Origin of the sequence: Chitinophaga agrisoli, assembly GCF_008386695.1 — a bacterium.
Taxonomy (GTDB): domain Bacteria; phylum Bacteroidota; class Bacteroidia; order Chitinophagales; family Chitinophagaceae; genus Chitinophaga; species Chitinophaga agrisoli.
The window spans coordinates 1,760,347-1,786,573 of the sequence record NZ_VUOC01000001.1 but is presented as its reverse complement, the minus strand read 5'-3'; the positions used below and the strand labels follow the sequence as shown (position 1 = coordinate 1,786,573).

General features: G+C 49.6%; 21 protein-coding genes and 2 tRNA genes. 6 read left to right on the top strand and 17 right to left on the bottom strand.

Annotated features, from left to right (window positions below):
* Positions 1 to 86: 86 nt before the first annotated feature.
* Positions 87 to 1,103, bottom strand: a complete 1,017-nt coding sequence (gap, locus tag F0L74_RS07380; protein ID WP_149837153.1) for a type I glyceraldehyde-3-phosphate dehydrogenase — start codon at positions 1,101 to 1,103, stop codon at positions 87 to 89.
* A 138-nt stretch (positions 1,104 to 1,241) separates the two neighbouring features.
* Here gap and F0L74_RS07375 point away from each other — a divergent pair.
* Together F0L74_RS07375 and F0L74_RS33215 are read left to right on the top strand one after the other, a co-directional pair.
* Positions 1,242 to 1,313 (top strand) — tRNA-Glu (locus F0L74_RS07375).
* 212 nt (positions 1,314 to 1,525) lie between these two features.
* Positions 1,526 to 1,690 (top strand): hypothetical protein, encoded by a 165-nt coding sequence (locus tag F0L74_RS33215; protein WP_188315893.1) that lies wholly within the window; start codon positions 1,526 to 1,528, stop codon positions 1,688 to 1,690.
* An 84-nt stretch (positions 1,691 to 1,774) separates the two neighbouring features.
* On the opposite strand, the gene F0L74_RS07370 is transcribed toward F0L74_RS33215, so the two are convergent.
* Positions 1,775 to 2,248, bottom strand: a complete 474-nt coding sequence (locus tag F0L74_RS07370) for a pyrophosphohydrolase domain-containing protein (RefSeq protein ID WP_149837152.1) — start codon at positions 2,246 to 2,248, stop codon at positions 1,775 to 1,777.
* Between the two features lie 119 nt (positions 2,249 to 2,367).
* The gene (locus tag F0L74_RS07365; RefSeq protein ID WP_149837151.1) at positions 2,368 to 4,461 is read right to left on the bottom strand and encodes a right-handed parallel beta-helix repeat-containing protein; all 2,094 of its coding nucleotides are present in this window, start codon (positions 4,459 to 4,461) and stop codon (positions 2,368 to 2,370) included.
* 236 nt (positions 4,462 to 4,697) lie between these two features.
* Between F0L74_RS07365 and F0L74_RS07360 the strand changes: the two genes are divergently transcribed.
* Positions 4,698 to 4,769 (top strand) — tRNA-Glu (locus F0L74_RS07360).
* A 98-nt stretch (positions 4,770 to 4,867) separates the two neighbouring features.
* Here F0L74_RS07360 and F0L74_RS07355 read toward each other — a convergent pair.
* The 3 genes from F0L74_RS07355 to F0L74_RS07340 all read right to left on the bottom strand — a co-directional run bounded on the left by F0L74_RS07355 (position 4,868) and on the right by F0L74_RS07340 (position 7,937).
* Entirely contained in the window at positions 4,868 to 5,419 is a 552-nt protein-coding gene (locus tag F0L74_RS07355; protein WP_149837150.1) for a dihydrofolate reductase family protein, read from the bottom strand.
* Positions 5,420 to 5,642: 223 nt separating this feature from the next.
* Entirely contained in the window at positions 5,643 to 6,032 is a 390-nt protein-coding gene (locus tag F0L74_RS07350) for a Fic family protein (RefSeq protein ID WP_149837149.1), read from the bottom strand.
* 342 nt (positions 6,033 to 6,374) lie between these two features.
* Positions 6,375 to 7,937: a serine hydrolase domain-containing protein gene (locus F0L74_RS07340; RefSeq protein ID WP_149837147.1), complete on the bottom strand. Its 1,563-nt coding sequence runs from the start codon at positions 7,935 to 7,937 to the stop codon at positions 6,375 to 6,377.
* Between the two features lie 268 nt (positions 7,938 to 8,205).
* Between F0L74_RS07340 and F0L74_RS07335 the strand changes: the two genes are divergently transcribed.
* The 3 genes from F0L74_RS07335 to F0L74_RS07325 all read left to right on the top strand — a co-directional run bounded on the left by F0L74_RS07335 (position 8,206) and on the right by F0L74_RS07325 (position 12,150).
* Complete coding sequence (locus F0L74_RS07335; protein WP_149837146.1) at positions 8,206 to 8,547, top strand: hypothetical protein; 342 nt, start codon at positions 8,206 to 8,208, stop codon at positions 8,545 to 8,547.
* A gap of 88 nt (positions 8,548 to 8,635) precedes the next feature.
* Positions 8,636 to 10,984, top strand: coding sequence for a TonB-dependent receptor (locus F0L74_RS07330; protein ID WP_149837145.1), 2,349 nt, complete (start codon positions 8,636 to 8,638; stop codon positions 10,982 to 10,984).
* Between the two features lie 2 nt (positions 10,985 to 10,986).
* Positions 10,987 to 12,150: a PepSY-associated TM helix domain-containing protein gene (locus F0L74_RS07325; RefSeq protein WP_149837144.1), complete on the top strand. Its 1,164-nt coding sequence runs from the start codon at positions 10,987 to 10,989 to the stop codon at positions 12,148 to 12,150.
* Between the two features lie 5 nt (positions 12,151 to 12,155).
* On the opposite strand, the gene F0L74_RS07320 is transcribed toward F0L74_RS07325, so the two are convergent.
* The 11 genes from F0L74_RS07320 to F0L74_RS07270 all read right to left on the bottom strand — a co-directional run bounded on the left by F0L74_RS07320 (position 12,156) and on the right by F0L74_RS07270 (position 26,076).
* Positions 12,156 to 13,547: an AMP-binding protein gene (locus F0L74_RS07320; protein WP_149837143.1), complete on the bottom strand. Its 1,392-nt coding sequence runs from the start codon at positions 13,545 to 13,547 to the stop codon at positions 12,156 to 12,158.
* Complete coding sequence (locus F0L74_RS07315; RefSeq protein ID WP_149837142.1) at positions 13,544 to 13,786, bottom strand: acyl carrier protein; 243 nt, start codon at positions 13,784 to 13,786, stop codon at positions 13,544 to 13,546. Before F0L74_RS07315 ends, F0L74_RS07320 begins: the two co-directional genes overlap by 4 nt.
* A 17-nt stretch (positions 13,787 to 13,803) precedes the next feature.
* The gene (locus F0L74_RS07310; protein WP_149837141.1) at positions 13,804 to 15,210 is read right to left on the bottom strand and encodes an MATE family efflux transporter; all 1,407 of its coding nucleotides are present in this window, start codon (positions 15,208 to 15,210) and stop codon (positions 13,804 to 13,806) included.
* A gap of 19 nt (positions 15,211 to 15,229) precedes the next feature.
* Entirely contained in the window at positions 15,230 to 16,558 is a 1,329-nt protein-coding gene (locus F0L74_RS07305; RefSeq protein WP_149837140.1) for a lysine N(6)-hydroxylase/L-ornithine N(5)-oxygenase family protein, read from the bottom strand.
* On the bottom strand, positions 16,536 to 17,855 hold the full coding sequence (locus tag F0L74_RS07300; protein WP_149837139.1) for a GNAT family N-acetyltransferase: 1,320 nt from the start codon (positions 17,853 to 17,855) through the stop codon (positions 16,536 to 16,538). The genes F0L74_RS07305 and F0L74_RS07300 overlap by 23 nt, the downstream gene beginning before the upstream one ends.
* Before the next feature lie 4 nt (positions 17,856 to 17,859).
* Positions 17,860 to 18,672, bottom strand: coding sequence for a creatininase family protein (locus tag F0L74_RS07295; protein WP_149837138.1), 813 nt, complete (start codon positions 18,670 to 18,672; stop codon positions 17,860 to 17,862).
* Positions 18,665 to 20,491, bottom strand: a complete 1,827-nt coding sequence (locus tag F0L74_RS07290) for an IucA/IucC family protein (protein WP_149837137.1) — start codon at positions 20,489 to 20,491, stop codon at positions 18,665 to 18,667. Before F0L74_RS07290 ends, F0L74_RS07295 begins: the two co-directional genes overlap by 8 nt.
* 18 nt (positions 20,492 to 20,509) lie before the next feature.
* Positions 20,510 to 22,336: an IucA/IucC family protein gene (locus tag F0L74_RS07285; protein WP_149837136.1), complete on the bottom strand. Its 1,827-nt coding sequence runs from the start codon at positions 22,334 to 22,336 to the stop codon at positions 20,510 to 20,512.
* Positions 22,337 to 22,347: 11 nt separating this feature from the next.
* A complete protein-coding gene (locus F0L74_RS07280; protein WP_149837135.1) occupies positions 22,348 to 23,868 on the bottom strand; it encodes a pyridoxal phosphate-dependent decarboxylase family protein in 1,521 nt (506 codons plus the stop codon).
* Between the two features lie 39 nt (positions 23,869 to 23,907).
* The gene (locus F0L74_RS07275) at positions 23,908 to 25,044 is read right to left on the bottom strand and encodes a Fe(II)-2OG oxygenase family protein (RefSeq protein WP_149837134.1); all 1,137 of its coding nucleotides are present in this window, start codon (positions 25,042 to 25,044) and stop codon (positions 23,908 to 23,910) included.
* Between the two features lie 567 nt (positions 25,045 to 25,611).
* Positions 25,612 to 26,076: a helix-turn-helix transcriptional regulator gene (locus tag F0L74_RS07270; RefSeq protein ID WP_149837133.1), complete on the bottom strand. Its 465-nt coding sequence runs from the start codon at positions 26,074 to 26,076 to the stop codon at positions 25,612 to 25,614.
* Positions 26,077 to 26,227 lie beyond the last annotated feature (151 nt).

Sequence of the window (26,227 nt, the reverse complement as noted above, 5' to 3'; positions counted from 1 at the left end):
TGAAAAGTAAAGGGTGACCAGTGAAGCGTGAATCGGTTTATTCACTTTCACTACTCACCCTTCAGCTTATAATGATATTGACTAGCTTATTTGCTGATCAGTCCTGCAAAGTGTTTCACGGTGCGCACCAGCTGAGACACATAGCTCATTTCGTTATCATACCAGGATACGGTCTTCACCAGCTGGGTATCACCCACGGTTACGATCTTAGTCTGGGTAGCATCGAACAGGGAACCGAAGTTCATACCTACGATGTCAGAGCTAACAATCTCGTCTTCAGTATAGCCATAAGATTCGTTGGCAGCGGCCTTCATGGCAGCGTTCACTTCTTCTATGGATGTTTTCTTAGACAGGATGGTTGTTAATTCTGTGAGGGAGCCGGTGATAGTGGGCACGCGTTGTGCACCGCCATCCAGTTTACCTTTCAGTTCCGGCAGAACCAGGCCGATCGCTTTAGCGGCGCCGGTGCTGTTGGGAACGATGTTGGCAGCAGCAGCGCGGGCGCGGCGCAGGTCACCTTTCGGGTGCGGAGCGTCCAGGGTGTTCTGGTCGTTGGTATAGGCGTGGATGGTGGTCATCTGACCGGCCACGATACCGAACTTATCGTTCATTACCTTAGCCATAGGGGCCAGGCAGTTGGTAGTACAGGAAGCGCAGGAGATAACGGTTTCGCTACCATCCAGGATCTCGTGGTTTACGTTGAATACGATGGTTTTCAGGTCGCCGGTAGCGGGAGCAGAGATCACTACGCGTTTAGCGCCTGCTTTCAGGTGGGCTTCAGCTTTCTCTTTATCGGTGAAGAAACCGGTGCACTCGATCACCACGTCGATACCGTGATCTTTCCAGGGAATCTGGGAAGGATCTTTCTGAGCGTATATCTTTACTTCGTCGCCATTAACGGAGATGGAGTTTTCAGAGGATTTCACTTCTGCGTCGAACCTACCCTGCGCGGAATCATATTTCAGCAGATGCGCCAGCACTTTCGGGCTGGTGAGGTCATTGATTGCTACAACATCAATACCAGGCATTTTGTAAATCTGACGGTAAACCAAACGGCCTATGCGACCGAATCCATTAATACCGATTTTAAGAGTCGTACCCATTTTACACTGTGTTTGAATTGAAAAATAGAGATGCGAATTTACAAGCTATACAGGGATTAATCAATAGAAATTTGCGTTAAGCAATTTTTTTTTGGAAATATGGGGGGAGATATTACCTTTGCAATCCCAAACAATGACGCCGCGTTGGTCAAGGGGTTAAGACGCGTCCCTTTCACGGATGAATCACGGGTTCGATTCCCGTACGCGGTACGAGGTTAATAAAGGCTGCTATAAAGCAGCCTTTATTATTTTGAGAAATTCCCACATCCCGTACCCCTCATTGCATTTAAATGACCCGGCCGTTCCATTCGTAGCCCTTAATACCCCAGCTTGATAAGCGGAACCCTTGGAGAACTAACCAGTTTCATACGCTCTGAAAGATTGCGCTATCAGTTTCAAGTTAAATAGTTTAAATATTTTATATGTTTGTTCTCAAGGGCAACCGGGATCGTATTAATTCCAACACCATGTTCAGAACCAACTTTAATTCAGACCATGCGGGAAGCTATACACAATGCGCATGGATTGTGCCTCCCTACCGGTATAGCGATCTCGGCTATACATGGGAAAGACAGGGAGAGGATTAAGTCCTTATTGCCTCCATGTTTTTTGTCGCGAACTTGATATCGCGACATTTTCGCGACATATTTTGTCGTGAAATCTTTAGTTCCTTACTTACCGCCCAAAATGGGTTTCAATACGGGTGCAGAGAAATTAACGGATTTCAGCGTTTTCTCATCTGAAGAACGGTATACTACAAACATGCCATCTATCTCCCGGTAATAAGCATCTGTGTTAAGGTTAGCCCGGTAATGGGCGATGGTCTTTTCTGCTTCCTCCACTGTTTTGCAGGCTTTGCTCATATTGGAGCGGTGCACTTCATTGAACAGGTCCGGGAAGGTATTACCCAGACCAAACTCCAGGGCCGTGCCGGTGAGCACATATTGCAGGTCGCACAACGCATCGGCAATTTCTACGAGGTCGTTATTTTCGATGGCTTCTTTCAGCTCCTGTAGTTCCTCTTCGAACAGCTGTAGCCGCAAGGCGCATCTTTTGGCGGAGGGGATAACGGGTGTGGCCTCAACAGGCACTTTAAAGGTGTGGTGGAATGCGGCTACCTGTGTGAGTACTTTCAGATCTTTCATTGCTACGCTGTTTTGAGTGTACGAAAATAGCATAACGGGGGGAAAAGCGGAAGGCCGCCTTTGGGGTGAGGCAGCCTTCCTTTCATGGTTGTAGGGGGATATAAGGGGATTATCAGGGGTTATAAGGTAATTTCTTTCCAGTTGGCAGCGCCGGTTTGACCGTCAGCAGCGGCGATGTAGACCCATTTCTTATCTGGCGTTACCGGTACGGTTGCGGCAAGGTTCATGATCTCAAAACCGTTTACGCCACATTTTCCTATAAAGCTGTTGTTTACCGGGGATACCCAGGACTGGTACATTGTTGTACAATTAAAGAACTGGTTATCCTTCACCGCTGCATATGATGTGCTTACATTACTGCCAGGCGTGGCGGAAAAATCTACCGCAACAGCGCAATCCATAAAATGATTATTGGTAATAGCCGTAAAGCTGGCTACATCATTAAAGCCGACGCCTATATGATCGTTGGCCTTTATGGTGTTGTGCCTGATATAAACGTGCACCGCCCGCTGGATATAGATCAGCCTATCTGCATTCCCTTCCAGGTAATTGCCCTCTATGAGAATGGGCGTATAAGGGGCCGTTGTGTTATAGACCGGTACCATCACGGAGATACACTTGCCGGTGGAAATAATGCGGTTATTACGGATCACCGGGCCGGCATCACTGAGGTCGGGGATCAGTGTAAGATCCCCTTGCAGGGTATTATTGGCGATCACTACATTTTTTGTAGCCTGTATGAGCATGTTCTTTTCGAAGATGCCGTCTGTTACTACTATATCCCGGCTGCCGAAGATCGATAACGAGCGTTTCAGGCGGATCGTCCCGGGAGGATCAGGGGGCAATACAATATTATCCCTTATTTCTGAGGTACCGAAGCTAACCGCGCCGGAAATAGTGGCTTTGCCGGCATAGTAGACGGAATAGTCCACAAAACATTTGGCGGATGAATTGGCGTGAAATGTATTGGCCCAGCAGCCAAAGTAAAGGCCGTAACCTTCTGCCATATTTCTGACCACATTACCTACAAATACATTGTTATAGCTACGGGCATGACAACAAATGCCGAGTTCATCCAACGGCCTCCCGCCACTGCCTTCTACCGTATTATTACAAACACTATTGTTATTGGACATCATTACAAGAATAGCCGCATCGCCACCGTGGGTATAATTGCAGGTATTATTGCTGATCCTGTTGCCGGTGCTAAAGGCATCTACAACTATACAACGGTAAGTATTAGTAGTGATCGTGCAATTTGTAACGGTGCTCCATGCGGACTTGTTCATCAGCGCAATACCACCATTTTGCAGCACGAGCTTATCAATGCGGCAGTTACGTATCTGCTCCAACAGGATGCCATTTTGTACTTCTGCAACAAATTCAACTTTGAAATCGCTGAGCCATACATCTCTTACGCCGATCAGTTTGCGGAAGGGCGCGTCTTTGGGACAATCGAATAGTGTAGGCCGGTTAAGGGTAACCGTAGTGGTTGTTTTGGCTACTACTGTAAATACCTCCATTTGTGCCAGCGGGTTATCATAGTTGTTCCACTCCGCCGAAAACGCTACATTCTCTAAAATGGCCCAGGCATCACCAAAATCGTTATAGGTATACACTACATCTCCAATATTTACCTGTGTGGTACTGGCTACCGGCAGCGTAACGCTTCCTTTGGCAACATCCGTGGTTAGCAGCACATTGTCATAATCCTCGCCATTTGCAGGAATAATTTCGTCTAAGTACTTGGTACTAAAACCATAATTCCTGACGCCTCCCTTCTCTCCTCTTATCTGGCCGGAAGCGCCTATTTTTAATACGCTGATGCTGCCGGCGCCGGTGATGACCGTGTTATCTTTTAACCAAAGACTGCCGTTGCACAGATAGGTACCCGGTGATAGCTTGAGGGTGTAGCCATTCTGGCTGCAAAAATCAATTGCCTGCTGTACGGCGGTAATATCATTGGTAGTACCGTCGCCTTTGGCGCCAGCCCATTTTACATCTATGATGTGCATGTGCAGACGTTTCCAGCGACCGGTAGCATTTGGGGCTTTTATTGTGACGATGCCATCTTCGGCGTCCGTAGCAGCATCATCCCAATAAAAGGCCCCTCCGCCACCGTCGCCGGGCGTATAATATCCCAGTACATGGCTATATTCATTTGGGGCAGCGCCATTTGTACTTTTCAGGGTTGCGATCGAGGTTACTGTCATTTTTGGGGTTTGGGTTAACAAATATGTTATATGCAAAGTAACGGGTGAGTTACGCAATGGATGTGCGTGTGGTGTAGTGAGTTTTGTGGTAGTATCATTGTATGATAAATTACCACGTAAAACGGTATAAGGAGTATATGGGACGTACGGTGTATAGGTTGATCCCGTATGTTTGGCAGGAAAAAATTTGGTAATTAGTATCTTTTGTGTACTTTTGCCATCCCCTAAACGGAAATGCCGCGTTGGTCAAGGGGTTAAGACGCGTCCCTTTCACGGATGAATCACGGGTTCGATTCCCGTACGCGGTACAAGGAATGATAATAGAAAAAGCTCACCATCCGGTGGGCTTTTCTGTTTTTAAATCAGTCTGCTCTAGCGATAATCCGTCTTCGTGCAAACTTCTCCATCACTGCTTCAAATAATGAAGCGCCATGCATCCGGATTTGAAATTAACGGTATTAACCAGCTTTAAATTAAGTTTTTCCTGAAGGCTTCCATCAGGAATCAATTGCCTTCCTTTTCCCACGATCACCGGGTGGACAACCAGATTAAATTCATCGATAAGACCTGCTGCAATCAACTCTGGCAGCATGCTTACAGTATCCACTGAAATCTTTTTACCGGGCTGTTGTTTCAGTTTCAGGAGCTCTGCCGCAGGGTTGCTATGAACAATTCGCGTTTTTTCATCACCGGTGTCTAATGTTCGTGAAACGACGACCCGATCGATAGCGCTCATTCTTTGGGCAAATTTATTTTCAGCTGGTGAGCCGGATTGATCTTTTGCGACATCGCTCCAATAGGGAAACATGAGCTGATACATGACACGGCCGAAAAAGAACAGATCGACGTCGTCCATCATTTCTGTAAAGTAATCCATCAACGCTTCATCTGGAATAGCAAAAGTGTGATCGCAATAGCCATCCAGGCTAATGTTCATGCCGAATGATACAGTTCTCATTTTACTGGTTTTTGTTTGTTAAGCTTATAAGCCAAAAATAAGGGAGGTTGTAAATATTTTGAGGGGGTTTTGCGACAAAAAGGAGGGGGTGTTATGAAGTTAAATCTCCTGAATGAATGACAACTTAGCCTTCAGGCTCTCTATTAATCTATCTGCTAAAAAAACAAGCATGGGTCTAATATCGGCGTCTGATTCTTCAAAGCATTTTAAATACTCCGGTCTATCAACGTTCTGAATAAATATTGGCGGATATCCCTGCTTCAATAAAATAAGATTGGTGATTAGCCTCCCTATGTTCCTTATGAAGCGCTTTTATATTTTCTTCAGTGAAACTTTCAGAACGATAGTTTTTGAAAACGTTATCTAAAACATTCTGATGATTGATCAAGTCTAAAAGTTCTCCTGTAGCTGCGTTTTGCGGTGTAATAAAATCCTTAAGTAGTTTGATGGTCTGTCCGTAGGTAAGGGTAAGCCCTTCTATTTTATTGGAATTGTAGGTGAAGTCAACTTTTACTCTTTCAAGAAATGCGTCGTCCCAATCTTTATCAGTGGCAAGCGCAGATACCTGGCTTTTAAGGAAATTAATTTCTTCTAATTTCTTTTCAATCATCATTTAAAATCAATCTCGTAATCAAATCCCTTAGATCGCAGTTTATTAAGCCATTTGTTATATAAATTCTTACCAATTACCAGCTTCCCTTCTTTCATATAAAGCGTGTCTCCCAATATAAAGGTTTGGAGATCCGGTTTAAATTCCGGTTCCAAATCATCCAGAAAAATAGTTTCCTTCTGTGATAATCTCCACAAGGCATTAATTTTTTCCGAAATTGTAATAAGCTGGTTCATAATTATATTAAGCAACTATGCGATACAAATTTAGGAAATTTTATCTGTTAGAGGTCCGTCGCGGACGCAGTTACTTAATATATCAATTTTACACAATACCAGTTAGTACCTACCCCTGCAACACCGCCCTCAACGGTTTCCTGCTATCCATTTTCTCCTTAGAATTCTCCGCCACGCTGCTCATAAACGACACAGACAGCTGATCCCCGTTAAACACACATTGCATCCGGTCTCCATGAAAAGTCTCCACAAAACGCAGATTCAGCTGCAGGGTACTGTCATTGATCCAGGTAGCGGTACCGGCTACCCTGGTAGGCGCTTTATTGAGGTTACCCTCCGGGAAGGCGTATAACTGGCGGGCTTTATTCAGCTCCCATTTTTCCCATCCGAAGTTCAGCGTTACAGTATCGGTATCCGTTTTAGTAGTGAGCGTGCAGCCGCTGCGGGAAAAGGCGAACTGCAGGGAATAGGCATGCAGGTCGTTTTTGTCTGCCAGCCATTGTCTCATATGAATATGTTGGAACAGCGATGAGGTGGTGGATCCTTTCACTACCGGCAGGCTCAGGCTGGACAATGTTTTTTTCAGTGTTGAGGCGGCGCGGGCATCCTCTGGCAGTGAACCATCCTGCAGGGCGGGCAGCAGGTGTTCCCAAATGATGTTCAGGGATTTTTGCATATCCGGCGTTTGGCTGGTGACGGCCAGCACGGCATCCTTGTCCGGCATTACGATACAGTATTGCCCAAAGGCGCCATCTCCGCGGAAGGCATTGTGGGTGCAGCGCCAGAACTGGTAGCCGTATCCCTGTGACCAATCGCCGTTGTTTACCTGGGAGTCTGTTTGATGGCTGGTGGCATCTTTTACCCAGCTGGCCGGCAGCAGCTCCTTGCCCATCCATTGGCCCTGCTGCAGATAGAGCTGGCCCAGTTTGGCAATGTCCTCTGTTTTTACGCGCAGTCCGTAGCCTGCGGTATTCAGTCCCTGCGGAGAGGTTTCCCAATCATAGCCGGTGATCTCCAGCGGCTGGAACAAACGTGGCGCCAGGTATTGCTCCAGTGTTTGGCCGGTGATGGTATGCAGGATAGCGCCCAGCATATAGGTAGCGCCTGTGTTATACAGGAAATGTGTGCCTGGTTTAAATACAACGGGATGTTCCAGGAAAGCCTGTGTCCACGGTTTGGTGGATGACCCCATGACGGGCATGGTATCTGTTTCGTGCCCGGTATTCATGGTCAGTAAATTCTTTACGGTCATAGCCTGCAGGTTCTCACTTGGGTTGGCGGGGACCTCCTTGGGAAAAAAGGAGATCACGGGCGTATTGATATCCAGTTTCCCTTCTTTTACCAGGAAACCTATAGCCGTACTGGTAAAGCTTTTTGACAGGGAGTACAGGGAGTGTACAAATTCCTGCGCAAAGGGGTTCCACCACCCTTCCGCCACCACTTTACCATGCCGCAGCAGCATAAAACTATGCCAGCTGATGCCGGAGGCATTGGCAGCTTCCACAAAAGCGAGTATGCCTTTGGAAGAAACGCCTTGTGATTCCGGGCTGGCATGGGGGAAGAAACCTCCGGGCGCTGCCGCCAGCAGCTGGGATACCGGGCTCAATGCGAAACCTAAACCTGCCAGGCCCACCCCGGCGGTTTTTATGAAATGTCTGCGGCTATTCTGCATGATGTTGGATGTGTTATACGTAAGGAATGGATCGTACAATATACAAAATACCTGTCAGCGTTTAGCCGCAGTATAGTGACAGGACGCTCATTTTTTAGATATCCGGCCGTTAAAAGACGGCAAGATCATATACCGGCAGGACCAGTGACCGCCTGGCAGGCAGCCTGCAACGGGCCGGTTATCAGCTTACCAGGATCAGCGCCGGGTTGACCTTTGTCATTCTTTACCCCCGTATGGGTGGGTAACTTACAGTTAAAACCGGATCACTATGAAAAAACTGTTATTAGCCCCATTACTCCTGCTGTCATTGGCCAGCTTTTGCCAGAAACGCGGATATGCATACCCCGGTATGCAACCGAAAGCGAAAATATTATCCTGCATCATCAATAACCGGCATCAAGCCTCCTGGATGGAAGCGGCCTACCGCAACTATGGCCATTTTGTTACCAGGGCCACTACGCCCATGTTCATGCAAAAAAAGGGGGTGGCCACCATTATGTACCCTGGCATCAGCAGTAACAGGACCGTATATGTGTCTGAGGGGCAGGACGTTGCCGCCACCTCTTTTCAGCCTAAATTATCCATGCGGGTATCCTGGCGGTTGAACTAATTCCCTTTTGCGTAAAAAGTTTTCCGGATTATTAAACAAGGTATAGCCCTTCATAGGTGATTTTTGCGGAAATTTCCATCTATCGACCATGAAGCAAGTTGTACAAATTATCCTATTATTATTACCCTTATGCGGGTTTGCCTATACGAACGAAGAAAATGATTTTGGGACCATTAAAGGTAAAATAACTACGAACGACAACCGCCCGGCAGCGGCTGTTACCATCCTGATAAAAGACGCACATAAGACCACCCTCACAGGTGAGGATGGGACTTTTACCCTTAGCCGGGTACCGGCAGGCCCTCACCAGCTGGAAGTTTCCCTGGTAGGTTATGAGACCCTGGTACAGGAGGTAACGGTTGAAAGAAATAAAGTAACTGCGGTCAGTTTGCAGCTACAGGTATCCAGCACCCAGTTGCAGGAGATCACCATTACCGGCAGCCATAATAAATTTGGCCACCGGGAGAGCGAGCAGATCGCCCGCCTGCCCATTAAGAACCTGGAGAACCCGCAGGTATACCAGGTAGCCGGCAAAGAACTGATCAAAGAACAGGTAATCACGGAACGTACGGACCTGTACCGGAATATACCCGGCGCGGTGCCCAATTTTGCAGCGGGCGGCTCCCAGGGGATGACCATACGCGGTTTTGCCAACTCCATGGGTATGCGCAATGGCATGGTGACCAGCGCTATTGTACCACTGAACCCCATCATCCTGGAGCGGGTAGAAGTGATCAAAGGCCCCTCCGGCACTTTGTTTGGCAGCAACCGGAATGTGACCTTTGGTGGCGTATTCAACTACGTGACCAAAAAACCTTATGAAGATTTTGGCGGCGAAGTGAGCTTTACCGGCGGCAGCTACCAGTTTGGCCGTGTAACCGCGGATGTGAACGCACCGCTGAATAAAGACAAGACCTTACTGTTCCGTTTAAATGCCGGCGCGCAAACCGAAGGCTCTTTCCAGGACCAGGGTTATGCGAAGAATTATACCATTGCCCCCAGCATTACCTACCAGGTGAATGACCGCCTGAAGTTTTCCCTGGATGTGGAAGTAACCCGCGCCTCCTATACCACTACCGCTTTTGCCATTGACTCCCTGAGCAAGGTAACTGCCCGCAGCTTTAAGGACCTACCTATTGACTATAAACGGTCTTATATTAATAACAGCCTGGATGTAGCCAACGGTATCAATAACATACAGGCACAAGTGGAATACAAGATCTCTGACAACTGGACCTCCCAGACTAATTACCTGTATTCTGAAGGTTTTTACAACCACCTGTACTGGGCTACTTTATCCCTGGTGAGCGATACTATGATGGCGCGTACGGTGAGGAACCAAACGCCGGAGACATTTGGTAATATCCAGCTGCAGCAGAATTTTATAGGCGATTTTTACCTGGGCAATTTCCGGAACCGGGTAGTGATCGGCCTGGATTATAACTACAATTACAACCAGCTGTACCGTGTAACGGTAGCTTATGATAAAGTGAACATTAACCAGCCGCTGCCTGATATCAGCGCAGAAAAGCTGAATGCCCTCTCCTACCAGAAAGGCTTTGTGGGCAGTACCGCCAAAGCATATAACTACAGCGCCTACATATCTGACGTGTTCAATATCACCCCTGCCCTGATGGCGATGCTGAGCCTGCGCGCAGATCGCTACACCACAGATGGTACCTATGCCATTGCCAGCGGCAAGTATACCGGCGACTATAACCAGAATTCGCTGTCGCCCAAGTTTGGCCTTGTATACCAGGTGGTGAAGGAGAAGGTATCCCTGTTTGGTAACTATATGAACGGTTTTGTGAACCTGGGACCTGTGAACCAGCCGGATAACTCCATCCTGGAGCTGAAACCGCAGTATGGCAACCAGTGGGAAGGCGGCGTTAAAGTAGACATCATCAATGGCAAACTGAGCGGCAGCGCCAGCTACTATGATATAGCCGTTACCAACTCTACCCGTACAGAGGTGGTAGATGGCAAGACCTTTACCCGGCAGGATGGCACCCAGCACAGCAAAGGATATGAGGCAGACCTGACCGCCAACCCGGTACCCGGCCTGAACATTATTGCCGGTTATGCCCATAATGAGAATAAATACACGAATGCCAGCCCGGCCCTGCAAGGCAAATATGTAACAGCCAGCCCCAAGGACGTAGCGAATATCTGGGTAAGCTATTATCTGACCCATGGTAAGGCAAAAGGACTGGGCTTTGGCGCGGGCGCTAACTATATCAGCGATTCCTGGTTTGAGGCAACCAATACCTTTGTGCTGCCGACTTATACGCTGGTGAACGCCACGGTGTTCTATGATCAGCCTAAATACAGGTTATCTGTTAAAGCCAATAACCTGTTGAATGAGCAGTACTGGAACCCGGTAGGCACCCCGCAGAAGCAGCTGAATTTCCTGGCAAGCGTTGCATTTAAATTCTAAACATGACATTGAAGAAAATTATATCTACACTACATCTCTGGCTCGGACTTGCATCCGGGCTAGTGATCGTAGTGATGGCGCTTACCGGCGCTATCTATGCCTTTCAACCGGAGCTTAGCAAAGCCACCCAACCCTACCTGACGGTAAAAGCGGAGAACAAACCCTTTCTGCCATTGTCTGTTATCAAAGATATTGCCGTGCAGCAGCTGCCCGGTATTCCCCCCACCCGTATCCTGTTTAAAGGAAAGGATGCTTCCGTAATGGTACAGTTCTTTGCTAAAAAACCATCCCCTTATTACTACGCCGTATATCTGAACCCCTATAGCGGAGAGGTATTAAAGGTGAAGGACGTGAACAAGGATTTTTTCCGTTTTATGCTGAACGGGCATATGTACCTGTGGCTGCCACAGGAGATAGGGCGTTGTGTGACCAGCGGCGGCTGCCTTATCTTCTTTATTATGATCGTTAGCGGTATTGTGATGTGGTGGCCTACCAATAAGGCGCGGCGCAAAACCAGCTTTAAGGTAAAATGGGGCGCTTCGCCCAAACGGCTTAATTATGACCTGCATAATGTGCTGGGCTTTTATATCAGCTGGGGCATCATCTTTACCGTATTTACCGGTATGGTGTGGGCATTTGAATGGGCGGGGAACGCTGAATTTGCTTTGTTGGGCGGTAAGGCCGGGCAACGTAAACCGCCGGTACCGGTATGCGCCAAAGTACCTGCTACCGGTGATATGCAACCGCTGGACAAGATCTACCAGACCATCTTAACTACCAGGGCGGAAGCAAAGGGCTACCAGTTTAACCTGCCAGCCAATGACAGCGCCGCCATTATTGTAAGGGTGTACCCGGATAAAGGCACTTATTACCGTACTGACCATCTCTATTTTGATCAGTATACTGCGGAGGCTATCCCCCTGGCCTACTGGAGCCGTTATGCGGACGCCGGGGCGGCAGAAAAGGCCATCCGTATGAATTATGATATCCATACCGGCGGCATTGCCGGCCTCCCCGGCCGGATCATTATCTTCCTGGCAGCATTGATGGCGGCCTCTTTGCCCATAACCGGCTTTTATATCTGGTGGGGCAAACGCAAGAAAACCGCTAAAAAGCTACCCTACCAACGCGTGGTAGGGAGTAAGGTTGCTATGCAGTTGCAGTAACGTTGCTATGCAGTTGCGATAGCCTTTTCATGTAATTTCTGCTGCATAGCGGCGTAATCCGGCTTTCCATTAGGCGTTAATACAAACCGATCTACCTGCTGTACTTTGAAGGCACTGGGATGCAGGTGCAATTTTTCACTCAGCAGCTGCCGGATGGCCTTGTCTTCCAAGTCTGCATGTTCGTGCAATACCAGGAGGTGCTGATCTTCCCTTCCAATACAGGCGAATGTGCCGCCATTGGTCTCCTGCTTTAAGATCGTTTCTACCTCATCGAGGTTTACCCTTGCACCAAACAGCTTTACAAAACGTTTCATACGGCCGGTGATGTAGTAATAGCCGTCATCGTCCTGTTTGGCCACATCGCCGGTATGTAATACTGGTAAGGGCTCAAATGTGGCCAGGTCTGCGGCCGTATGGGCATAACCGCCAAAGACATTGGGGCCGGTGTACAGCAGTTCCTGCGTATCCGGAGCTATACAGAACTGGCCATTCCTTACCGGCAGGCCAATGGAACCGGGTTTCTGCAGCAGGGCCTGTGGCGGCATCCAGGACATACGGGCGGTAGCTTCTGTTTGGCCGTACATGACAAAGAACTGTTTGCTACGGGCCGCCAGGTATTCGCCAAAAATGTTTACGAGGGCAGGGTTTAATTTACCGCCGGCCTGTGTCATGTAACGCAAGGCAGGGTATTCTTTACGGCAAAAGCCAATACGGTGCAACATCTCATATACATAGGGCACGCCTGCTATAGAGGTGTATCCGTAGCGCTGGCTATCTTCCCAGAACTCTTTTTGCACCACATCGCGGTTGGCACAGACGATAGTACCGCCCGCGATGCTATTGGTGGTAAACACGGATAGCCCGTAGGAATAAAACACGGGGAGGTTCAGCGGCGTTACATCCTGGCTGTTGATGGGCAGGTAATCAATAATGGATAAAGCATTCTGGACCAGGTTGGCTTCTGACAGCTTTACAAATTTTGGAGAGCCGGTGGTACCGGAAGTGCTGAGCAGCAATTTAAGATCCGGGTGAATGTTGGCCCTGTTTTCCTGGTTACGGAAGAGCGATATAGTGGCGGAAGCTTTGTATGGCGTATACTCCTGGATCTGTTCCCTGGTGGGATCATAGATATAATAGGGCGCGTAAGCTGCCTCCAGCTGCTGTTTATATGCCGTGTGCAGCTTAGGGCTTAACAGGGCAATAGTGAGGCGGCTATCCAGGCAATTCAGTAACAGCTCTATGGCTGCGATGGAATTATCCAGGTAAAGCAGGGCCAGCTGCTGCTGGTCCGTGAGATCCAGGGAAGACCTGAGATCTGGCAGGCGGCAGCTGTTGCCGGAGGCGGCATCTATATATTGCAGGTGTGGATTGCGGGCTATCAGTTCATAGAGTTTCATACCAGTTCGATATTGTGTTTTCGTAAGGTGTCCTTTACTTTTTCCAGGCTGCTCATTTCCAGTATATCATCCGTATCGATGGTGATGTTAAATGCGGCCTCCAGTTCTGTAATGAGGTAGATATGCGACACGGAGTCCCATTCCGGTATGCTCTGGTAGCTGAGGTCAGCGGTTACCTGGTCTGGCGGAATGGAGAGCGCGTTGGCAAAAATATCGTGTAGTTGTTGTGTGGTATACATGTTATTGGTGTTAATGATCAGAGTTTTACTTTTTTCCAGCGGCCGGTCCTGAAGACGATCACGCAGGCAATGGCCAGCACCATTTCCGATGCCAGTATGGCGATGAAGATGCCCTGCGGGCCCCAGTTCCAATGAATGCCCAGTAACCAGGCCAGTGGCAGCTGTGTTATATAGAACATAAGCACGTACAGCAGCGTAACAACATGTACGGAACCCGCCGCATTGAGGGAGCGGGAGATGACCATGGTATAACCAAAGAAGAAATACGCGATGGACATGTAACGCAGGTAAAGGGCGGCATTCTGCACTACCACGGGCTCGCGGGTAAAGATGTGTACCAGGCTCTGGCCGGATATTAAAAGCAGGATGGCGATGCTACCCAGGAAGCACATATTGAATGCGCCTGTTTTCCATACGGACTGCTCTGCCCTTTCCGGCTGGCGGGCGCCCAGGTTCTGGCCTGTTAACACCCCCGCGGCATTGGCAATGCCCCATGCCGGCAGTACGGTGAACATAATAATGCGGTTGGCCACAATATAACCGGCCAGCACGCTCTCCCCCAGTTTGGCCACAACAATGATCATAAGGAACCTGCTGGATGAGGGTACCAGGTACTGCACCGTGCCGGAGGCTGCCAGTTTGCACAACCGTTTGATGATAGCAGGTACCAGCATGAGCTGTTGTTTACCGATGGTGATCATTTGCTCTGCTTTACCAAAGTACCAGCACTGATAGGTAACCCCTACGAGGTTGGCGATACCGGTAGCCATGGCAGCGCCTAATAACCCAAAGGACGGGATAGGCCCCAGGCCAAAGATGAGCACCGCGCATAATACGGCATTTACCGCGTTGGAAAGCAGCAGCGTGCGCATGGCCATGGCTGCGTTACCCGCGCCCCGGAATACCCCGTTCATGAGTACGCGCATCACTACCAGCAGGATACAGCCAAACATGATGCGGGAAAACAGGTCGCCCTCATGGATCAAAGCCGGCGAAGCGCCGGCCAGGTGTAAAATATTTTTGTTAAAGGTGATGGACAATATGCTGAACAATACGGAGATCGTAATACCCAGGTAAATGGCCTGCATGGCTGCCAGACCTGCGGTACGGGGTTTCTTCTCCCCTACCCGGCGGGAGATGATGGCGGTAGCGGCAATACTTAAGCCCATGGCCACAGAGTGAAAAACAATGATCACTGAGTTAACGATGCCTACAATGGTGATGGCCCTTTCTCCCAGGCTGCTCACAAAAAACAGGTCCACCATCACGAACAGGGACTCCATGGCCAGCTCCAGCATGGATGGCACGGATAGTAAAAAGGTGGCGCGGTTTACACTGCCGGAGGTGAAATCCTTTTCTGTGCCGGCAATGGCGCTCTTAAACAGGTTAAATATGGAACGGGCCCTTAACAACACGGCGTTCATGCGTAATAGTGGTTTAACGTTAGGTAATGGCCAGGTCTGCAACCGGCTCCTTTACACTGGCTACGCCAAAATCCTGGTAGGCGATGCGCTCTTCTATCTTATACACTTCGCGACCGGCAACAGCGTTAACGATATGGGAGTTGCGGTAGGCGCCCATACCCAGGTCTGGCGTTACGAAGCCGTGGGTATGCAGTTCTGCATTCTGTACAAATATTTCGTTGTGGTGAATGTCTATGGTATAATTACGATGCACATCCAGCAGCTGCTCCGGGGTACGGCGAATGCGGTCTTCGATGCCATGGAGGATGGGCGGCTCGTTGTATTTGTAACCAGTGGCCAGCACTACGGAGTTGGTATCCAGGGCGAACTGCCGCTGCTGCTGTACCTGGGTAAAGTGCAGCGTGTAGTCATGGCTTGCCCCGCCAGGCGTAATGCCTGTTAGCTCGCTGTTAGCCTGCAACTGTACATTTAGTTGCCGGCCGCCTACGCTCATTTCATAGAGGGTGTCGTAGATCTGGTTAATGAGATCATAGTTGATGCCTTTAAACAGGGAGTTTTGGCCGGACAAGATCTTTTTACGGCGTTCCGGCGGCATGTGGTAGAAATAGTCCACGTATTCCGGTGAGGTGAGCTCCAGCGTGAGTTTGGAGTATTCCATGGGGAAGAACCTATCTGCCCGGGTAAACCAGTTTAACTGCAAGCCTTGTTTTGTTTCCGGCAACAGATCGTAAAAGATCTCCGCTGCGCTTTGGCCGGAGCCGATGATGGTAACGGCGCCTTTGCGCAGGATGTCTGCTTTGCCGGGCAGGTAAGCGGAGGTATGGATCACACCCGGCAGCTCTTCCCTGTTGATGAAGGAGGGCGTATAAGGCTGCGTACCCGTTCCCAACACGAGCTTTTCCGCATAGGCGATAGTGGTTTGACCGGTTTTGGTATGCTGCACCGTTACTTCGTACAGTCCATCCCGCCAGGAAAGCTTTGTGACCTTATGCGAGAAACGGCAGGCCGGTAGTTGTGCTACTGCCCACTGACAATAATGGTTATACTCCTTGCGGAGCATGTAGAAGTCTTCCCGGATGAAGAAGGGGTATAACCTGCCGGTTTGTTTGAGAAAGTTCAGGAAACTGAACCAACTGGTAGGGTCTGCCATGGTCACCAGGTCTGTGCCCATAAATGGCGTTTGCAGAGTAGCGCTGTTGAGCATGAGGCCGGGGTGCCAATCAAAGCCATCTGCCTGGTCAAAGAAAACGGCGCTGACCTCTTTTACCGGGTGCAGCAGCGCTGCCAGGCCCAGGTTAAAAGGGCCAATACCGATGCCTATTATATTATATACTGACGGTTGTTGCATGTGTAGTTTGTTTTTGTGTAGTGATATGACGGTTCTCCGGGAATTTGGCCCAATACCACTCCCGGTAGCAGAAATTGAGGTTGGCTTTTTTATGCGGCAGCTCTATCACCCTCTCCACCCGGAAACCCACATGGGCTTTATTCATAAGGGCGGCGAGCGATTCTACGGACCCCTCGCCTACCATCTTACCTACCTGGGGCTGGGCAAATACCCAGTCGAGCATAGATTGGGTAGAAGGCGAGGCGAATTTCTGCTTAGGGTCTACCGGCGCAATAAACTGGTGGGTGCCATAATCTGTGGGCAAGGCGTCGTAGTAATCGCAGAGCAGATCGCGCACGACCCAGTATACTTCAAAATTGTAGGTGGGCGTGCCATCGATCTCCCCAATATAGCTGTGGGCGGCATTACCGGGCAGCATGGTACGATAGTAGGTTTCCAGTTCCCGCAGGGGCCAGTCCATTTTCCAGATCTTTTTTGCATGCTCGCGGTTAAACCATTCGTGCACCATTTCCAGATCGCGGTCTATATCAAAAGGGCGGATACTAACGGTGATGTTTTCTTTTGGAAAATAGCGGCTGTATACGTGATCTTTTCCTTTGGGCTGAATAAGCGCCGGTGAAAAAAAGGCCTTGTGCAGCGGGTTGGGGAAAGGACGGTATATAACCTCCTCTCCATGCAGGAAGGACAAGAGCTCGCAGGGAATGGAGAGTCTGTTGGCTTGTAACAGCGGATGATCCGGTTGGTGTTGTTCCAGCGACTGATAAGCCTGTTGCAGCAGCGTTGTTTCATCTGCCTGCTGTTGATAACCCAATATGGCTATTATACGGAGCAGGCGCTGTACCAGGTGGATCTTCGGCGCAGGCGCCTGTAGCAGGTTATCTATGCAGGCGTTATATGAGGCCATAGACACATCTCCCAGCAGTGCCGGCGCCGGCCAGGCGGCGAGGTTATCGAGGGCCTGCCGGAGCCTGAGCTGCGGGTAACTGTCCTTCAAATATTCCGTTACGACGACCAGGAAATGCGCGGCATCTATGGGTACCAGCTGATCTGTGGCCAGTTCCCTTTCCACGGCGGGAAAGTCGAATACATGATAGCCGCTTTCTGAAAAATACCGCAGTGGCAGAAATACTTCCTTGCCTATGGTCGTAAAGTCCAGCCGCAGATGCAGTTGATACCCCGTGGCAGCAAAATAGCCCGCCAGCGTGCTATCATATTGAGGGATGCCTTCATAACAGCTCCAGTTGATGAATGCCCGGCAATAGCTGTTGATCATGGCGGTTAAATGCGGTGTTGCCATGCTTTTAATTTTTTACTTGTTTTAACCAATCGCGGATCTCCTGTACTGCCAGCTGTACCCTTAACTGGCCAAAGCGGCGCCCCAGTTCCGGTGTAGCGAGGCAGGGATCTCCGGACACGCCGGCAGCATCCAGGGGCCCATTGCCATGTTGGGTGGTATCGCCCGGCGCGAGGTAGGCCGTACGTATGGCGGCTGGTATTACGGCCCAGGTTTCCGCCGTATCCCATAAGCCGCCGTGGCCACCAGGTACCTGGCCTTGTTGTGCAATGCCCGTTTCTATCTGTGCCCTTGCCTTTGCATAACCATCGCCGGAAAAAAGCACCCGTATGCCTTTAGGCGCTAAGGCGCTATCCAGGCGGGCGGCTAATAATTTAAGCGGGCGCTGGCTGTTAAAGTGATCGCTCATCAGGATAATGTAGCGGAAGCCAGCTGCCGCCATACTGCGGGCGATCTGCTCATTTACGTTTGCAAAGGTTTGATCGCTAAGGGAGATGGTGCCGGGAAAACGCTCCAGTACCGGGCTGTTAGGCGCAAAGGGAAGGACCGGCGCTACGAGGGTATTGCCTATACTGTCTGCTATCTGCGCCGCGTAGCGGTATACCCGGTAGTTGTGTTTGCCCAGCGCCAGATGCGGGCCGGAAGCTTCTGTACCACCGCTGAAGATCAGCACCGTGGTAGCGCCACCGTCTATACGGGCAGCCAGCTCACGGGAGGTGAGCTCTTCTATTAACACAGTTGGTTTGCCCTGGGCGTGGCCGGAGGTATGAATGGCCATCAGTAGTAAAATCCCGATACAAGTTTTTAATTGCTTATTCATTTACCAGGGCCAGTTTAGCGTACGCAGATGTTTTGAAAGCGGCGATCGGGTTATCCAGCTTACCAACAGAAGGCACATCAAAAGGGTTGGCCCTGTTGCGTAGCTGACGGTTGTTGCTGATCTGTAAACGGTTGAGCGCATCCGGGCTGATCTCCGGCACAAACAGGTCATATTGCAGGAACTTGTGCGCCAGCTGCGGATGCCGTTGCTGGTACTCCTGCACTACATTGGCCACCAGTTCCCAGAAACGTTGTTCCTGGAAATCCATATGCTCTACCAGGATGGCCGCTATGAAACGGAAGATGCCGTCGAAGATCTGGGTGAACAGCGGCAGGGTCTTTACATTGTCCGGTACGGTCACATGCAGGCGGGCGGCGGCCTCCGGCAGCGCTGCGTCTGTATTGATGACCGATACCTCCTCTCCTATGTCCTTCATGATGGCGCGTACCGGTACATGGTTTTCCAGTACCAGGATAATGTTTTCCCCATGCGGCATAAATACCATATCATACTGGTAGAAGCAGTGCAGCAAGGGGCTCATATAACAGTGGATGTATTGGCGGAGCCATTGTTCCGCATCCAGCCCGGATAACCTGATGAACTCCGGGAGCAGGGCAATACCCTGAGGATCCACATGCAGCAGGGCGGCCATGGTAGCGAGGCGCTGGCCTTGTTTTATTTTAGATAAAGGGCTTTCCCGCCAGAGGGATGCCAGCATTTTCTTGTATGGGTTATCCGTTTTTGTGGCGGTTTCGTAGTAGTGGTTAGCATACCCGGTAGTGGCTATTTCCCGCAGGGTGCAGAAGCCCGTTTCCTGCAAGTAGGGATCCTGCTCTACCACGTTATAAACCCATTCGTTGATCACGGGAGTGGTGCGCATGAAGTAGGGGGACAGGCCACGCACATATCCCATATTTAGAATAGAGAGGGCCGTTTTTACGTAGTATTTCTGCGGCTGATCTATATTGAAGAAAGTGCGGATGGATTGCTGGGGTAGATACTGATCCTGTCCGTAGCCTAATAATACCAGCCGCTGCGCGGCGATGTCCGGCGCAAAGATGCCGGCCAGTTTGTTATACCATTGCCAGGGATGTACGGGCATAAAGATATAATCGGCCGGGTTCAGGCCTTTAGCTTCAAGCATGGCGTTAAAGGCATCTGCTGTATCGCCCAGCTCCTGCTGCAGTACGCTGGCATAATCCAGCGGCGCTATGCTGGTGAACTCTGTGCATTGCCTGTGCCCGGCCAGCCATAACAAAGCGAATGGCTCCGCGGCCTCTGGCGCAAAGCTGCGATAGTCTGCTGCATCAAAACCTACGCGCCCGTTGTTGGCAATAAAGCGGGGGTGACCGGTCATGGCGTGCTCTATCTCCTGGTAACCCGCGGCTGCCAATTGGGCGGATGATGGGCCGCCCTGCGCGTGCATATAGGCGCTACCATATAACGTGGCGGCTACTTCTTCCATATACACGGGCAGCAGGGCGGGATCCATATTGAGTTGTTCACTGAACTCTACGATAAAGGCCAGGGCATCCAGCGGCACGGGCTGGCCGTTCACCAGCTTTTCGATGGACTCCGTAAGGATGTACCAATGATGCAGGCGCAGGACCCTGGCGCGAAAACGGTATTCTATATCTGGCAGATCCGGTTTGAGCACATAACATACCCATCCCTCCTTTACATGCCTGTAGGAAGGCTGGATAATCTGCTCATGCGCGTATTCTGCGATCATTTTACGTATATGCAGGCGGTTAACGCTGGCCCATATATCCGGTTGCAGGTGGGCCACTGCATCCCGGGGACTAACTGGATTAAACATGTAAATGGTTTTTAGTTGTTAAATAACCGGCACCTGTTTAGGCTTAAAGGCTGCCAACGGGTTCTTAAATGTGCCGGCAAACTGCTGGCTCTTAAAAGGATTGCTGGGCTCTATCATCCGCTGGTTATTATGGATCTGCAGGCGGTTTAAACAGGTTTTGATGATCTCTTCCGCAAACAGGTTACTGCGTTGGAATTTATCTTCCAATTCCGGATGCAGCTGCTGGTATTGCAGGATACAATCTGCCGCCAGCGCCCAGAATTTCTCTTCCGGATAGTCTGCATGCTCCACCAGGATGTGTGCTACAAAACGGAAGAAGCAGTCAAAGATCTGGGTGAAGATGGAAAGGATCTTCAGCTCTTCCGGTACCGGGATGACGATACGTTGTACGTTTTCCGGCAGCTGCAGCCCGCTGTTCACGATGGCCACCTCCTCTGCTATATCCTTCATGATAGCCCTTACGGGGACGTTGTTTTCCAATACCAGTATTACGTTCTCCCCATGCGGCATAAAGCGCAGGTCGTAGTAATAGAAACAATGCAGCAAGGGACTGAGGTAACAATCCATATACTGCTGCAACCAGGTGGTGATATCCAGGCCGGAAGCTTTGATCAGCGCCGGTAGCATGGCCTGGCCGTGGGCATCTATATGCAGCAGGGCGGCCATGGTCATTAAACGCTGGCCGGGCTGGAGTTTTGTCATGGGGCTTTCGCGCCAGAGGGTAGCCAGCATTTTCTTATACGCGCTTTCTGTTTTAATGGCCGCCTCAAAGTAATGATTGGTATAGCCCATGGTAGCGGCCTCCTTAAGCATGGTAAAACCTTTCTGCTGCAGGTAAGCGTCTCCTTCTATAAGGGCGCTCACCCATTCATTGATACCGGGCGTGGTACGCATGTAATAAGGCGAGAGACCGCGCATAAAGCCCATGTTCAATATGGAGAGGGCAGATTTTACGTAAAAGCGCGCCGGGGAACTTACATTAAACAGGGTGCGTACGGATTGCTGTGGCAGATACTGATCCTTGCCGTATCTCAGGCATACGAGGTAGTTGGCAGCAATATCCGGCGCAAAGATGCTGGCCAGCTTGTTATACCATTGCCAGGGATGGGTAGGCATGAAATAATAATCTGCGGGGGTTAATCCTTTTGCGGTAAGTATGCCGTTAAACTCCGCCAGGGTATCTGCATCCAGTTCCTGTTGCAGCACCTGTTCATAATCCAGGGGATCGATGGCGGTGAATACCGTTCTGCTTTTGTGGCCGGCCAGCCATATAACGGGAAAGGGCGTGGCGGCCTCCGGCGCGTATTTGCGATAGTCTACCGTATCGTATCCTATACGGCCGTTGTTGGCGACAAAACAGGGGTGCCCGGCCATCATGGCGTGCTCTATATCCTGGTAGTCTGCCTGGGTTAATTCCGTTACGGTAGTTGTATTATAGGTGTGCATGTACGCACTGCCATATAAGGTGCTGATGATCTCCTCCATATAGGTGGGCAATAACACCGGATCAAAACCCAGCTGTTCGCTGAACTCTGTGATGAAATGTACGGCATCCAGGTTTGCCAGGACGCCATTTACCTGCTTTTCAATGGAGGCAGTATCTATAAACCAATGGTCGAGGCTTAACAGCTTTGCGCTGAAACGATAGGTAATAGCTTCCGCGGGCGATAAGGTGTACTGTCCCCAGCCGGCCTGGGTATGTTCCAGTACAGGCGTGATCAGCAGCTCATGTGCAAATTCCGCGATGATCTTACGGAGGAGCAGGCGGTTTACCCTGGCCCATGTTTCCGGCTGCAGGTGGGCAACGGCTTCGGCGGCGGACCTATTGATGGATTCCTGAATCATATTATTGGGTTTTAGCGGCGCCAGGCAGCACCGTGTTGTTTAATGGTACGGAGGATGAAGTGTACATCATCCAGCGTGGTCAATGGATTGAGCATGGTAAACTTGAGATGGAAGACGCCATTTACCCGGGTACTGGCCACCAGCACTTTGCCGCTGTTGAACATAGCTTTTTTTATGTATTGGTTCAGGGCATCCAGGTCTGCTGTTTTATGCGACTCCGGCGCATAACGGAACAGGATCACGCCCATATCTGAATAACTAAGCAATTCTAATTCCGGGTCCAGCGCAATTACTTCTGCGGCCTTTTCTGCCGTTTCTATAATGGTTTCTGTATAAACGCCTAATTGCTGTTTTCCCATTAAACGGAGCGTGCACCATAGCTTTAAAGCATCAAACCGGCGGGTGCTTTGCATAATGGATTTATTGATCTGGTTGAGATCATCGTAATCCTCATCCTTGGGATTGAGGTAATCCACATGCATACGCAAGAGCCGCAGGTACTGTTTATCCTTTACGATGAATGCACTGCTGCTGATGGGCTGAAAGAATGATTTATGATAGTCAATGGTCACGGAGTGCGCTGTTTCTATACCGTTGAGCAGGCTGCGGTATTTTTCCGTGAGCAGCAAGCCACAACCGTAGGCTGCATCTATATGGTACCATAGGTTGTATTTGGCAGCTAACCGGCCTGCTTCTGCCAGTGGATCCAGGTTACCAAAGTCTGTAGTGCCGGCAGTGGCTACAATGGCAATGGGGATATTGCCCTGTTGCAGCTCGCGGATAATGGCCGCTTCCAGCAGTTCGGGATCCATGCGGAAACGCTCATCCGTTTTTATCTCTACCAGCGCCTGCTCACCCAGGCCCAATAAAGCAGCGCCTTTGTGATTGCTGAAATGCGCTTTCTCTGAGAGGAAGATGCGATAACGGGAAGCATCCACAGGCAGGCCATGTTGTTTGATATTATGATTGCCGTGTGTAGCGGCATAATAATCTCTTGCCAGCAGGAGGCCCATGAGGTTACTTTGGGAACCACCGGCGGTAAATACGCCGTCTGCCAGCGGACCAAAACCAATTTCGCGGGCTGTCCAGCTGATCAGCTGCTGTTCCATCAATGTGCCACCGGCGCTTTGGTCCCAGGTATCCTGGGAGGAGTTGATGGCAGCGATCAATACCTCTGCGGCTACCGCCGGTATTACTACCGGGCAATTGAGATGTGCAATGTATGCGGGGAGATGAAAGGCGGTAGCATGTTTTACATAGAGTTCCTGTACTTCATTAAACAGGCTGTCATAGTCTGGCAGCGGGGTATCAAAGTCTACGGCCGCAAATGCTGCTTTCAACTCTGCAGCGGAGACGCCGCTGAAAGGCTGGCGGTTGTGTTGCAAGAAATTGAGCACCAGCTCGCGCGCGCCGGCCATTGCTTTTTCATACTCCGCGGCGGCGCCTTCGTGAAAAATATCTTTATAGGTTTCTTTTACAGGCAATAAGCGATCCTGTACAGGCTGTGGGCCTGCATATGCTGTAGTACTCATATGTTGGGTTTAATTTTCCGGGTTTGGTTAAAGGTTTGCTCAGGCAGTGCGGTATATTTTACCGTAGTGCTCTTCCATGATGAGATATGGGTTCTCCGGGTGGGTGACTGCGCGGATGTTGATCAAACTGGTCTTGCTCATCATCCGTAACATGATACGGCGCTCGCATTTCACCAGCTGACCGTATTCTTCCCTGAATCCGGCCAGGAAAGCATTACGCCCGTGTGCGCACAGGTGATTGTTGACGAAGATAAGATCCCCAGACTCCGGGATAAAATCGTTATAGATCAATTCCCTGGCCTCTTCCCAGAAGTACACGAGATTGCGCAGGGCCTCCGGGTCCTGGTCTGCCTGCTCGTTGTAAATCTGTTCTGCGGCATCAAAACGCATGAAGGGAGCGGCTTCGTTCCCATACAGGATGGAGGTACGGGTGGCTTCGCTGATGGCATCATCCGCCTCATAGTTGGCATCCTTGGGACATTTGTAGATGGGTTTGAATAGTTCCTGCATCCTGGCATTTGGCCTGCCGTGCGAGCGTATGGAGTATAAAGTGGACGGCACGCGCTCTTCATTGCGCAGGAATAAAAAGCTAAGGAAGTCTGCCGCATTGTACAGGAAAGCGTCTTCCGTATGCACAAATAAGTCTGTGCGCGAGCCGGAGCCGGTTTGTGTATGGCTCATCTTCTCATCCGGAATGATGGCATGCATAAGGCCCCCACCTTTTCTTTGCGCATAGTACTCTACTGGTTTGGAAGGTACGGCGCCATGCAACAGGGAGGAAATAAAACCGTATTCGACGATCTTATTATAATCTGTTTCCTGCCAGGAGGGCGGCGTGGGGCCTAGCTCCGCCTGCCCTATCTCTACCAGCCCACGCAGTATGATGGCGCCATACTGTTGTGCGGAAAAATCTGTACCGAAACTACTGAGCACCGTGGCAATACGTTCCGGCAATAACGTATACGCATTGAGGTGTAACATGGCGACGAACTCGGGGTTTTCGTAGCCTTTGTATTTCCTTTTTAGCTTTTTTCCGACGTAGGTAATTTCCAGTCTTTCCTCTTCTGTTACATCGATGATCAGCGGCTGTAAAGGCGGCGTATCAGCGAGGTTGGCTGATATGGACATGGACTGTCTACCTGGGCTAATGGTGGGCGCTGTGTCTACGGGTCTCATACGATTAAAATTTTTAACGTAAATGTTGAGGGTCTCTATCTGTTGATTAAGGGTTTTCTAACGCTGGTATTCCGGAGTAAAATACCAGCGTTGTGCGACGGGAAAATATTCCGTCGCGTACTACAGTGCTTATGGTTTAACTAAGCGTTGCAAATTTGCGATATTGGAGTTGAGTGGTGTAATCGAAAGCGGAAAAGAATTTACGAGATAAGGAAAACGCGTGTGGGTGAGGGTTTGGGAGGGGTTGGTGATGGAGGTGCTAAATTGGAAAAGTTGGCAAGAGAATAACGTCAAGTTGGAAATATGATCAGGTAAACTGCTTCCTTACCTCATCTATTATATCCAATTTAATCAACTCCCAATGTTTACCTTTTAGACACTGGGGATCAAAATCTTTATCCGCCATTGCAAATTTGGTAAGGTTCGCTTTTATCACATCAGCATCATGGCTATAGGGGTAGCGTTGTTCATGTAATTGCATCATTTGTGTTAATGGATAGTGATCCAACAATTCATGATAATTGGGAGATGGTGTTCCAATACAATGGTTTATTCATTATTCTGATTTTAATGGCTAGCCTTCAACACCTGATCTATTATATTTTTTCCGTAAAAACGAGTAATCTCCGCTTTTTCCACATCATCACCCCGCTCAAATATTCTTTTGATAACAGCCTCTTTATATCGTTGCCAATCCAGTGTTTCTATCTTGGTGTCCCAAAAAAGCCCCGGCCTTAATTTTGTTAAGTCAGGGATGGCCTTAGTCTCTTGTTTTCGTTTTTCTTCCTGGATATCATAATATACCTGTAAGATCATGAAAAAACCTTCTTCAATCCCCAGAGCACGTTCTATTTTCAATGCAAGCGCTGTATTCATTTTACGCTTGCCATTAGTGATCGCACCCAAGGTCTGGGGGAACTCCTGCAAAGACAGGGCAAACGGACCCTTAGCGAGATTCCTCTTTTTAAGCTCGCGTTCTAACACAAATCCTGGATGTATTCCTTTTAATATGGCAATATCGCTTGTTTTCACAATACAAATATAACGATTTTAGGTAAACAATTTTGCTTATAATTATATATTGATAATCAATAGATAAAGATGATTTACGTTAGTAATCGCTTCTTCCTATGCCTCACAAAAAAGCGCCTCAATGTTATTGAGACGCTCCTTTTTATATGAA